Origin of the sequence: Corallococcus praedator (assembly GCF_003612125.1) — a bacterium.
GTDB lineage: Bacteria > Myxococcota > Myxococcia > Myxococcales > Myxococcaceae > Corallococcus > Corallococcus praedator.
The window spans coordinates 1-7,117 of record NZ_RAWI01000447.1 but is presented as its reverse complement, the minus strand read 5'-3'; the positions used below and the strand labels follow the sequence as shown (position 1 = coordinate 7,117).

The 7,117-nt window shown below is 69.9% G+C and carries 7 protein-coding genes; 3 read left to right on the top strand and 4 right to left on the bottom strand.

Features of this window, described 5'->3' with window-relative positions:
* The first annotated feature begins 146 nt into the window (after window positions 1–146).
* Complete coding sequence (locus D7Y13_RS35635) at window positions 147–1,109, top strand: isopenicillin N synthase family dioxygenase (protein WP_120537701.1); 963 nt, start codon at window positions 147–149, stop codon at window positions 1,107–1,109.
* A 16-nt stretch (window positions 1,110–1,125) separates the two neighbouring features.
* Window positions 1,126–2,169: a carbon-nitrogen hydrolase family protein gene (locus tag D7Y13_RS35630; RefSeq protein WP_120585881.1), complete on the top strand. Its 1,044-nt coding sequence runs from the start codon at window positions 1,126–1,128 to the stop codon at window positions 2,167–2,169.
* Here the strand turns inward: D7Y13_RS35630 and gatB are convergent.
* Genes gatB through D7Y13_RS35610 form a run of 4 tightly spaced genes read right to left on the bottom strand, consistent with a single transcriptional unit; the run spans window position 2,166 to window position 5,787 of the window.
* Entirely contained in the window at window positions 2,166–3,611 is a 1,446-nt protein-coding gene (gene gatB / locus D7Y13_RS35625; RefSeq protein WP_120585880.1) for an Asp-tRNA(Asn)/Glu-tRNA(Gln) amidotransferase subunit GatB, read from the bottom strand. The two genes, D7Y13_RS35630 and gatB, sit on opposite strands and share 4 nt — an antisense overlap.
* A gap of 33 nt (window positions 3,612–3,644) precedes the next feature.
* The gene (gene gatA / locus D7Y13_RS35620; protein ID WP_120537698.1) at window positions 3,645–5,111 is read right to left on the bottom strand and encodes an Asp-tRNA(Asn)/Glu-tRNA(Gln) amidotransferase subunit GatA; all 1,467 of its coding nucleotides are present in this window, start codon (window positions 5,109–5,111) and stop codon (window positions 3,645–3,647) included.
* A 6-nt stretch (window positions 5,112–5,117) separates the two neighbouring features.
* Window positions 5,118–5,405 carry an Asp-tRNA(Asn)/Glu-tRNA(Gln) amidotransferase subunit GatC gene (gene gatC / locus D7Y13_RS35615; protein WP_120537697.1) on the bottom strand — a complete coding sequence of 96 codons (288 nt, stop codon included), beginning with the start codon at window positions 5,403–5,405 and terminating at the stop codon, window positions 5,118–5,120.
* A 46-nt stretch (window positions 5,406–5,451) separates the two neighbouring features.
* Window positions 5,452–5,787: a TFIIB-type zinc ribbon-containing protein gene (locus tag D7Y13_RS35610; RefSeq protein ID WP_120537696.1), complete on the bottom strand. Its 336-nt coding sequence runs from the start codon at window positions 5,785–5,787 to the stop codon at window positions 5,452–5,454.
* Between the two features lie 189 nt (window positions 5,788–5,976).
* On the opposite strand from D7Y13_RS35610, the gene D7Y13_RS35605 reads away from it, so the two are divergent.
* On the top strand, window positions 5,977–7,117 hold a 1,141-nt coding region (locus D7Y13_RS35605), incomplete at its 3' end, for a DNA translocase FtsK 4TM domain-containing protein (RefSeq protein WP_199732972.1).

The following is a 7,117-nucleotide window of genomic DNA, read 5'->3' as shown; positions in this document are numbered from 1 at the left end:
AATCTGCACATCCCGGAAGCCCCGTATCCACTGTCAATGAGGGCGGTTGTCGCAAAGTGAGGCGGGGGCCCTCCCCTGGGCCGGGGTGACGGTTGGGCGCAGGACTGCGGCGTGTCAGGAAGGTGTCACGCGGGTAGGATGTGGCCATGTCCCGCTCGGCCCGACGCATCCCCACCGTGAACCTGTCCCACTACCGCTCCGGCACTCCCGAGGAGCGGGCCCGCTTCGTCCAGGTGTTTGGCGACGCGCTCAAGGAGTTCGGCTTCGTGACCGTGGAAGGCCACGGCGTCGAGGACGCGCTCATCCGCCGCACGTACGCGGATGTGGAGCGCTTCTTCCAACTGCCGGAGTCCACCAAGACGCGCTACGCGGTGCCGGAGCGCCCGGGGCAGCGCGGCTTCATGGCGTTCGGCCAGGAGCACGCGAAGAACCGCAAGGTGGGGGACATGAAGGAGTTCTGGCACGTGGGCCGTGAGCTGCCCGTGGGCCACCCCTACCGCGACGACTACGGCGCCAATGTGTGGCCGGAGGAGGTGCCCTCCTTCCGCGACAACACCCTGACGCTCTACAAGGAACTGGACGACGCGGCGACGGTGATGCTCCAGGCGCTCGCGGACTACCTGGGCATCGCGCGCACCACGTTCAGCGACATGACGGTGGATGGCAACTCGGTGCTGCGGCTCATCCACTACCCGCCCCTGAAGGACCGCTTCATCCCGGGCGCGGTGCGCGCGGCCGAACACGAGGACATCAACTTCATCACGCTCCTGTGCGAAGGCACGTCCGGCGGCCTGGAGCTGCTCACGCGCGACGGCGAGTGGATTCCGGTGGACACGCTGCGCGGGCAGATCGTCGTGGACTCGGGCGACATGCTCAGCCGCGTGATGAACGGCGTCATCCCGTCCACCACGCACCGGGTGGTGAACCCGCCCAGCACGGAGCAGGACACCGTGCGCTACTCGATGCCCTTCTTCGTGCACCCGTTCTCCGACTGTATCCTCAAGCCGCTGCCGCAGACGGAGACCCCGGACAACCCCGCGCGCCACCCGCCCATCACCGCGGACGCGTTCCTCAAGCAGCGGCTGCGGGAGCTGGGCTTCCTCAAGTAGGCGCCCGGGCCAGCCCGTGCCACCGCCCGACGCCATCGAACTGTTCGCCGTCCAGCCGCGCGTCACGCTGGACGACTACGCCTCCGTGGCGACGTTCGCCGCGCACCACCGGGCCCTCGCCGCGAGGGTGGACGCGCTGCGCGCACGGGACGCCTCGGGCCGGCCGCTGCATCCCGCGCTCGCCGTGTGGCCGGAGATGGTGGGCGCGGCGCTCGGGTTGGTGGGGCACCTGTCGCGCGTGCGCCGCTGCAAGACGACGAACGGCGCGATGACGCGCGTGGCGCTCGCGGAGGGGTGGGCGCTATTCCGGACGTGGCGTGCCTTCCGTCCGCCTTCGATGGAGGAGTGTCTCTACGCCACGGTGGCGCCGCGCGTGCACCGGGCCATGTTCGAGACCTTCTCCGGCATCGCGCGCGATTACGGCCTGTGGGTCGTGGCCGGCAGCGCGCTGCTGCCCTCCAACCGCCTGGGCATCGACACCCCCGAGTACGAGCCCGCGGGCGCACGCACCTACAACACCAGCTACACGTTCGCGCCGGACGGTCACTGCGTGGGCGTCACGCGCAAGGTGAACCTGGTGCCCACGCAGGAGGACGTGCTCAACCTGAGCCCGGGCCGCCCGGAGGACCTGCCCGTGGTGGACACGCCCTTCGGCAGGCTGGGCACGCTCGTCTGCTACGACGGCTTCCGCGAACCGCACACCTCCGGGGAGCCGTGGTTCGTGCCGTGCGCGCAGTACCTGGACGCGCTGGGCGTGGACGTGCTCGCGCAGCCCTCCGCCAACGCCTGGTCCTGGGACGCGCCCTGGGCCTTCAACGCGCCGGGAGAGTCCCAGCTGCGCCGCGAGCAGTGGTTCAACGAAGGGCTCTTCACGCAGCTGCGCACGCTCAAGCGCGTGCGCTACGCGGTGAACCCGCAGCTCACCGGTGGGTTCTTCGAGAACACCTTCGAGGCCCCCTCGCTCATCCTGGAGCGCCGGGGGCCGGACGACGTGCACGTGCTCGCCCAGTCCGAGGACCCGCGCGGCGAGGACGTGCTCCACGTCACCGTGCCGCGTTAGTCCCCGAGCTTCTTCTTCAGCAGCTCGTTGACGAGGCCGGGGTTGCCCTTGCCCTTCATCGCCTTCATCACCTGGCCCACGAAGAAGCCGTACACGCTCTTCTTGCCGGCCTTGTACTTCTCCACCTCGCCCGCGTTCTTCGCGAGGATGTCGTCCACCACCGCCTCCACCGCCCCCACGTCGCTCACCTGCGCGAGGCCCTTCTCCGCGATGATGTCCGCCGGCGCGCGGCCGGTGCGGAACATCTCCCCGAGCACGTCCTTGCCCGCGTTCGCGGACACCGTGCCCTTCTCCACCGTGGCCAGCAGCTCGCCCAGTTGCGCCGGCGTGAAGCGCAGCGCGGACAGCGGCGTGCCCTCTTCCTTGAGCAGGCGGCTCAGCTCGCCCAGGAACCAGTTGGAGAGCTTCTTCGCGTCCGGCACATGAACAGCGCAGGCCTCGAAGAAGTCCGCCAGCGGGCGCTCGGCGGTGAGGATGCGCGCGTCGTAGGCGGGCAGCCCGTACTGGCCCATGAAGCGCGTGCGCTTCGCGCGGGGCAGCTCCGGCAGCGACTTCGCCTGCGCGTCGCGGAGCGCGTCCGACACGATGAGCGGCTGGAGGTCCGGCTCCGGGAAGTAGCGGTAGTCGTGCGCGTCCTCCTTGGAGCGCATCGACCGGGTGACGCCCTTGTTCACGTCCCAGAGGCGCGTCTCCTGGTCCACCTTGCCGCCGGACTCGAGGACGTCCACCTGCCGCGCGGCCTCGTATTCGATGGCCTGCTTGAGGAAGCGGAACGAGTTGAGGTTCTTCAGCTCGCAGCGCTGGCCGTAGGTGGTGGACCCCTTGGGCATCACCGACACGTTGGCGTCGCAGCGGAAGCTGCCCTCCTCCAGGTTGCCGTCGTTGACGCCCAGGTACACCAGCACGTCGCGCAGCACCTTGAGGTACTCCACTGCCTCGTCCGCGTCGCGCAGGTCCGGCTCGCTGACAATCTCCATCAGCGGCACGCCTGCGCGGTTCAGGTCCACCAGGCTCTGGCCCGCGGAGGCGGACGCGTCGTGCACGCTCTTGCCCGCGTCCTCCTCCAGGTGGATGCGCCGCACGCGCACCGTCTTCTCACCCGACGGCGTGTCGATGACGAGCTCGCCCCACTCGCAGATGGGCTGGTCGTACTGGGTGATTTGATAGCCCTTGGGCAGGTCCGGATAGAAGTAGTTCTTCCGGCTCCACACGCTCGTGGGCTTCACCGTGCACCCGAGCGCCAGCCCCGTGCGCACCGCGTACTCCACCACGCGCTGGTTGAGCACCGGCAACACGCCGGGCATCCCCAGGCACACCGGACAGGTGTGGTGGTTGGGCTCGGCGCCGAACGCGGTGGAGCAGCCGCAGAAGATCTTCGACTGCGTGAGCAGCTGCGCGTGGACCTCGAGGCCGATGACCGTCTGGAAATCGCTCAGGGGCATGGCGGTGTCACCCTTGCCGGCGTCCGCTCCCCGCTAGACGGGGACGGCGCGGCGGAAGAAGTCGTGCTCGCGCTCGAACGCGCGGGCGATGCGCAACAGGCGGGCCTCGTCGAACGGGCGCCCCAGGATCTGCAGGCCCACCGGCAGCCCTCCTTGCGTGAAGCCGCACGGCACCGACAGCCCGGGCAGGCCCGCCAGGTTGCAGGGCAGCGTGTAGACGTCCATCAGGTACATGGACAGCGGGTCGTCCACCTTCTCGCCCAGCTTGAACGCCGGCACGGGCGACGTGGGCGACACGAGCGCGTCCACCTGCTGGAAGGCCCGCGTGAAGTCCTCGCGGATGAGCGTGCGGACCTTCTGCGCGCGCAGGTAGTAGGCGTCGTAGTAGCCGGCGGACAGCGCGTAGGTGCCCAGCATGATGCGGCGCTTCACCTCCGCGCCGAAGCCCTGCCCCCGCGTCTGCGTGTACAGCTCCTTGAGCCCGCGCGCGTCCTTGGCCCGCTGTCCGTAGCGGATGCCGTCGTACCGGGCCAGGTTGCTGGACGCCTCCGAGGAGGCCAGCAGGTAGTACGTCGCGAGCGCGTACTTCGTGTGCGGCAGCGACACGTCCACCAGCGTCGCGCCCATCCGCTCGAACTCCTCCAGCGAGGCGCGCAGCGTGCCTTCCACCTCCGGGTCCATGCCGGCGGTGAAGTACTCGCGCGGCACGCCCAGCTTGAGCCCGCGCACCCCATCCTCCAGGCCCGTGAGGCAGTCCGGCGTCGCCACGTCCGCGGAGGTGGAGTCGAGCGGATCATGCCGCGCGATGAGCTGGAGCAGCGCCGCGGTGTCCCCCACCGTGCGCGCCATGGGGCCCGGCTGGTCCAACGACGAGGCGAAGGCGATGACGCCGTAGCGCGACACCCGGCCGTAGGTGGGCTTGAGCCCCACGGTGTTGGTGAACGCCGCAGGCTGGCGGATGGAGCCGCCCGTGTCCGTGCCCAGCGCGCCGAACACCTCGCGCGCCGCCACCGCCGCGGCCGAACCACCGGACGAGCCGCCCGGCGTGCGCGTCAGGTCCCACGGGTTGTGGGTGGGGAAGTACGCGCTCGACTCGTTGGACGAGCCCATGGCGAACTCGTCCATGTTCAGCTTGCCCAAGAGCGGCAGGCCCGCCTCCTTCAGCAAGCGCACCACGGTGGCGTCGTACGGCGGAACGAAGCCCTCCAGGATGCGCGAGCCGCAGGTGGTCGCCACGCCCTGGGTGAGGAAGATGTCCTTCAGGCCCACCGGCACGCCGTCGAGCGCACTGGCGGGACTGCCCGCGTGGCGGCGCGCGTCGCTGGCCTCCGCGGCCTTGAGCGCTCCGGCTTCATCCACGCGCAGGAAGGCCCGCACCTTCGGGTCCACCTGGGCGATGCGCTGGAGGCTCGCCTGCGTGGCCTCCACGGAGGACACCTCGCGCGAGGCCAGCTTCGCGGCCAGCTCCAGCATCGACAGGTCGGTGAGCGTCGACGACATGGCGGGCTACTCCAGGATCTTCGGGACCGCGAAGGCGGTGCCCACCTTCGCCGGCGCGTTGGCGAGCCCCGCTTCAGGGGGCAACGACGGCCGCATCACGTCCTCGCGCAACAGCGAGGACGCGAGCGTCGCATGGGAGGTGGGCTCCACCTGACTGACGTCCAGCGCCTCCAGCTCCGCCACCGCGTCCAGGACCTGCGACAACTGCGTGGCGTAGCGCGCCTCCTCTTGCGGCGTCAGTGACAGCCGCGCCAGGGTGGCCACGTGCCGGACCTGCTCGAGCGTGAGGGCCATGGGGACCGCCTCCTCCTGGAGGCTCTGGACGATGCGTTGACGACGACTACGAACGCTTGAACAGGTTGAGGATGGCGCCCATCACCTTGCCACCCTGCTCGTGGCCGTGACCGCCCAGCAAGTGCTGCAGCTCGCCCGCGTCCAGCCAGACGCCGTGGCAGTTGAAGCAGCTGTCCAGCTCCACGTTGCCCTTCTTGAGCGTCTGCAGGTCCATGCCGCACTTGGGACACTTCATGTAGTGCAGCTTCTTCAGGTCCTCGCGCTGCTGGGCGGCCGTCTCCTGGGCCTGCTGGAGGGCCAGCTTGCGCTTGGCTTCGATCTCCTCGCGCGCGAAGTAGTCGTCTTCGTTGTTGGAGGGCTTGTCAGGGTGCAGGTCGGACATGGTTCGGGTTCTCCTTGGCGTCAGCCACCATAACCTCTCCCCGGAGGGTCGCAGCCGAAATGTAGGCCCTGTCCCGCCCCCTCTGACGCCTGCTGGAAAATTGACCGGGCCCCCTCTCTCCCTATTCTCGCCGCGCGGATTGCTACAGCTCGCTACGCGGCTGGAATCGGGCAGAGGGAACCGGGGTCCATGACAGCGGCCAAGAAGGGTGGTCGGGCGGAGAAGGCAGTGCTCTCCCGACAGGAAATCGCGACCAAGCGCAAGGCGCTCGCGAACAAGAAGATGAAGGCGGGGGGCGCAGCCAGCCCGGCCAGACGGGCGCTCGTGGGCGTCTTCGTCCTGGCCGCCTCGCTGCTCGCCTTGCTGGCGGTCGCCACGTTCGACGCGCATGACCGGGTGGGCCCCGGCTTCCACAACGCGGTGGGCCCCATGGGCCACCTCATCGCGGAGACGCTGCGGGGCGCGCTGGGTGTGTGCGCCTACTTCGTCCCCGTGGGTGGCATCTACACCGCCGTGGTGCTCTTCGTCGGCAACCGCGACCGGCGCCGCCTGCCGCAGATCATCTCCCTGGCGCTGCTCACGTGCAGCGTGGCCGTGCTCTCGCAGCTCATGTTCGCCAAGGACAAGGGCTGGGCGCACCCGCCCGGTGGCGCCCTGGGCGCGGGCCTGGGCGGGCTGATGGAGGGCATGTTCTCCACGGTCGGCACCGTCATCCTCGTCACCGCCATCAGCGCGGCGGCGCTCATCGTGGGCACGCAGTACACGTTCTTCAAGCTGTGCTCGCTGGTGTGGGCCGGCCTCACCGTGCTGGGCCGCCGCATCTCCGAATCCGCCCACGTCTTCTGGGAGGCGCAGAAGGTCTCCTACCAGGCCCGCCAGGAGCGGCTCGCCCAGGAGAAGGAGGAGGAGGCCGCGTTCCTCGCCGAGCTGGAGGCCGAGGAGGAGGAGCTCTCCGAGGCCGAGCGTCTTGCCGAGGAGGCCGAGGCAGCCGAAGCGGAGGCCATGGCCGAGGAGGCCGTGCGCCTCGCCCGACAGACGGAGAAGGAGCAGGCCGCCAACGCGAAGAAGGCCCTCAAGGATTCGCGCGAGCGCGAGAAGCTGGAGAAGAAGCTCGTCCGCGAAGAGGAGCCCGAAGAGGACGACGACGACGCGCGGGACGAGCAGCCGTCCCTGCCCCCGGAGCGCGCCGAGCGCCGTTCGCCGGGCGCGGATCCGGCCTGGGCCGCATCCTTCCTTGCCCCCCAGCCGCAGCTCCCCGCGAACACCGAAGGCGCCGAGCCGCCGCGCCGCGCCCGCAAGACGCCGCAGATCGTCACCCCGCCCTCCGCGC

What these genes read in the sequence shown, in the direction of transcription:
- D7Y13_RS35635 (WP_120537701.1), top strand. Translation starts at nt 147, where the DNA reads ATGTCCCGCTCGGCCCGACGCATCCCCACCGTGAACCTGTCCCACTAC.
- gatB (WP_120585880.1), bottom strand. Translation starts at nt 3,611, where the DNA reads ATGCCCCTGAGCGATTTCCAGACGGTCATCGGCCTCGAGGTCCACGCG.
- gatC (WP_120537697.1), bottom strand. Translation starts at nt 5,405, where the DNA reads ATGGCCCTCACGCTCGAGCAGGTCCGGCACGTGGCCACCCTGGCGCGG.
- gatA (WP_120537698.1), bottom strand. Translation starts at nt 5,111, where the DNA reads ATGTCGTCGACGCTCACCGACCTGTCGATGCTGGAGCTGGCCGCGAAG.
- D7Y13_RS35610 (WP_120537696.1), bottom strand. Translation starts at nt 5,787, where the DNA reads ATGTCCGACCTGCACCCTGACAAGCCCTCCAACAACGAAGACGACTAC.